Below are 4,069 nucleotides of genomic sequence, written 5' to 3' on the forward strand. Positions count from 1 at the left end.
ACAAATAAACAAATAGATCAGATGGTTTATCAATTATATGGCTTAAGTGAGGAGGAGATTGGGATTGTTGAGAATAGTTGAAAAAATATTAAACCGGATTTAATTTATGAAAAAAAAATATACAAAACAAGAATTTCAAGCTAGATTTTGACTCTAGATGTGTAATTATGGAAAGTTTATTAACTGATGATTATTTTAGAGGTCAAGCTGCTATCAGTTTTTATTTTGAAGAGGATCCAGTTACTAGAAATTTAATTGCACGTTCTCCAGCAGAACAAGAAAGGGAGGATAATGAATTTAATGCACTGTTAGAGAAATTAGTTTTAAAATTGTTTGGTGAAAACGATTTTGTTGAATTAGATTTAGAAAAAATTCGTAAATAATGTTCTTAGATTTAATAAAATTATATAATAAGCAGAAAGATAGTGGTAGAGTTCCTTTAGAGGATTTCAACACGGAGTGCTTTGCTAATATCTTAAATTTATACCCTGACATCAAAGAAGATTTTGTCACTAACTTTTTCTCCTTACCTGCTGATAATTATAAAGTAATTACACAGTTAAATAAAAATCTACCAGACACACAAAACTGTATAATAGATTTGGTTTTCATTGGAAAAGAGAATGCTTGTCTAATTGAATGCAAAGTAGAATCTAGTGAAGGTTGGGAACAGTTGTCTCGATATTCACAAGTTTTAGATACCTACTATCATGATAAAACTAAGTTCTTATTTTACCTAACTAAATATTCAGATGTCAAAAATCTGAATGGAGAATACAATGAGTTTAATTACAGACAATTTAGATGGTATGAAGTAGCAAAATTCTTAAAAGTATTTAGCACTACAAATCCTTTAGTAAATGATCATCTAAAATTCTTAAAATTCTATAATATGGCACAAGACAACACTCTTAAAAGTGTAAATTTAATAGCAATGGAACATTTGATGAAAACTATTGAAATTAGTGAATTTCATCTAGAAAACTCTGCACAAAATTTCAAGAATTTTTTTGGACTAATAAGAGGTAATTCTAATTTCTCTTGGGGGCAAATCAGGGGGCATAATAGAATTTGCAAACATAATTTTGGAATATTAAAGTCAAAAAGTGGTAAAGGTTCTGAAATTTTATACTCAATTCAATTAGTTAAATTGCAATTGAATGTACATATTTATGTTAGTTCAGATCATGAGCAATTTAAAAGCTTTAATGATATCATTTGTGATCCAAAAGTTTATAATCATGAAATTTTTGATCATGGAAGTTCAATTAATGTTAGAGAAGATCTGGGAATGTTTTTAAACGATGAAAATGCAGATAAAAATATTAATGAGTGGTTTATAAAAAGTTTTGGCTTAATGAAGAATTTGATTGTTCAAAACCCTCAAATGGATTGGAATATTTAAAGAAATTATTGACTTAGAGAATCAACCATATATCAAGGAATAAATTGATCTTACTAAAACATCTTACCGATGCGCGAGATTTTACTGCGCAAGAATTGAGAAAAAATATTTAAAAATGAAAAAAAATTACATTTTACTCTCTATTACATTAACAATAATATTACTTTTTCTCACTGGATTCAGTACTACAAAAAGTAAAGCAGATTTTATTGAAATCTACAGGGATTCAGAATATACAATCTACTCAAGTAGAGAATCATCAAGTAGTGCATGGATTAAATGGCAATATCCCACAAAAAAAGTAAAGAACAAAGCTGGAAAGTACATTATTACTGGTGGTAAGAAGAAATTACAGTTGTGGAAATGTGATTGCTATGGAAGAAATTTTGATGTTCCAAATATGATAGAATATGACAGAAGTGGAAAAGTAATAAGTTCATCAAATTAAGGATCCTATGATAATCCTGTAGTTCCAGAATCTATTGGTGAATTAATTTTTGAACATATTTGCTCAAATAATGACGAATCATTTACTAATTATGTTTATGAAATGGATTCTGCAGCAGCTGTAATTGATTCCGCAGCATCTGTTACTATAAGTGGAGCTGGAGATACATCTACTTATATGCAATAACAAACACGCCAAATCTCTGTTGGCCCTTACTTAACTCAAAAACCAATGGTAAGGTCAATCACCAACGAGTTCTTTTTCAATGCCTTTTTGTAAGCCCCCTAAATATTATATTATTTTTCCTCATCAATACTTATTGAAAATTAGGAATGAGAATTAGTAATCTTACAAATGGATACATCAAAAAAAATAAATTTTAATGTTATAAATACCTTAAATTGGAATTAAATAATTTAAAAAAAAATACATTACTACAAAATATAGCTAGCTACATTTTACCTTTAGCACTAGTCTTATTCTTCTTTTCAAGAATTATATTTTTATTTTATAATTTTTGGGGTTTAGAATATGAAGATTCTTACATCTACTATGATAATGCATTAAATATCGAAAATCACATATTTAATAAAAGCAACATACTACAATGTATTTCCTGTGATATTGGCTCGTACAAAGATTGTATTTCATATATGTCTTATGGAGCACATTATAAAACTTTCTCTTACGTAATTTTTGCATTCAACAAAGTTTTTGGAACTGTTTATCAAAATGTTTTTATAGTAAACTTTCTTATTTCTATCTGCATCTTAATTATATTTTATCTTTTTGTAAAGGACAAAATAACTAGAATTATATTCACTTTATGCATTGCTCTAACTCCTTTTTACGCTTTATTTAGCACCAGTGGAAATTCAGAAATATTTTCTTCTTTTTTTGTTTTAGCATCTTTATTTTGTAGTTATAATTTAATTATTAGGAAAAAACAATCATACTTATATTTATTTATTCTATGTGCAACGATTGCAGCGATATCTAATAGAGAGAATTTCGTATTATTTTTTATTTTCATTTTATTACAACTTATTTCTAATGACAGAACTAAACTAAAAACATTAATCAAAATTACTGCTATATTAATTTACACACCTTTTTTACTATACATTGTAGGAGTTTTTGATACTGAAATGGAGTATGCAAATGATATTCAAAATCAGACTTTTTCATTAAAATATTTGCTCGACAATTCAAAAGCTTTTTTAGGTGCATTTACATCATTAGAATTGTGGGGAATCACAGGCTATCTTTTTATAACATCTGTATTTACATTCATTTTTTTTAGAAAAAAAGGTATGATAAATCTCTATTTAATTATCTTTTTTGTCAGTTACTATCTTTTGACATTCATGCATTATAGACATTACCATTATCTGCTGACAGGAGAAGTTTCACCTTTCGAAACTTTGAGATATAGTTCAACCTTCTTTCCAATTATTGCTGCATTTATTAGTTTTAATTTATCATATTTATTTAAAAAGTATAATAATAAATTATCAATAATCTATATATCTATAACGGTGATTTTTATAAGTTTTAAGACCTTTGAAACTCGGAGAAATTTTTCTAATGATGAATATAATTCGCGAACAAAACCTGCGGAGGAGATTATAAAATATTATCAGACAGGAGACATAATTGTAACTAATTTTCCTATTGTAATTAAAAACATTGCAAATCAAAAGACAATGATAGCTGATTTAAGATCATTGGAAAAAATTAACATTAAAAGTTTTAATCATATTTATTTACTTCTCAACTCCACTGAATATAATGAAATCAAAGAAACTTATAAATTAAAAAAACTAAGGGCAATTAATGATTATGAAATATATTTAATACAAAATTAAATAGTAAAATAGATTATTAATGAACAGAGAAATATTGAGATAAAAAATGGTATTAGTCCAACTATACACCCACGACTAGTTTTATTATAAACTTTGTTATAAATGGCTTTTTTAGGGTTGGTAAAGATTCCATAACCTTTCGGAACTTTCATTCCTAAATTATGCCTTAAAAATCTTGCTGGAGATGTTCGAGCACTAATTCTTTTGTTTAAACTGGGTATTCTAAAACCAAATTTCATTTTTTAAATCTTAACGTAGTCCAGAATAATGAGAAGAATGAGAAGAATGATTAGCATGGCAATTTGTTTCATATTCAAATTTCATGTCAGAAGCACAAATAAGTGTATA

4 protein-coding genes are annotated in these 4,069 nt (G+C 26.8%); all 4 read left to right on the forward strand.

The window, feature by feature from the left end; genetic code table 11:
• The first annotated feature begins 167 nt into the window (after window positions 1-167).
• Entirely contained in the window at window positions 168-383 is a 216-nt protein-coding gene (locus PUH65_RS14720) for a hypothetical protein (RefSeq protein ID WP_305520869.1), read from the forward strand.
• Window positions 383-1,405, forward strand: coding sequence for a PD-(D/E)XK nuclease family protein (locus tag PUH65_RS14725; protein ID WP_305520870.1), 1,023 nt, complete (start codon window positions 383-385; stop codon window positions 1,403-1,405). Before PUH65_RS14720 ends, PUH65_RS14725 begins: the two co-directional genes overlap by 1 nt.
• Window positions 1,406-1,520: 115 nt before the next feature.
• Window positions 1,521-1,853, forward strand: coding sequence for a hypothetical protein (locus PUH65_RS14730; RefSeq protein ID WP_305520871.1), 333 nt, complete (start codon window positions 1,521-1,523; stop codon window positions 1,851-1,853).
• 401 nt (window positions 1,854-2,254) lie between these two features.
• The gene (locus tag PUH65_RS14735) at window positions 2,255-3,721 is read left to right on the forward strand and encodes a glycosyltransferase family 39 protein (protein ID WP_305520872.1); all 1,467 of its coding nucleotides are present in this window, start codon (window positions 2,255-2,257) and stop codon (window positions 3,719-3,721) included.
• Window positions 3,722-4,069 lie beyond the last annotated feature (348 nt).

Source organism: Kaistella sp. SH40-3 (genome assembly GCF_030686865.1).
Lineage (GTDB): Bacteria > Bacteroidota > Bacteroidia > Flavobacteriales > Weeksellaceae > Kaistella.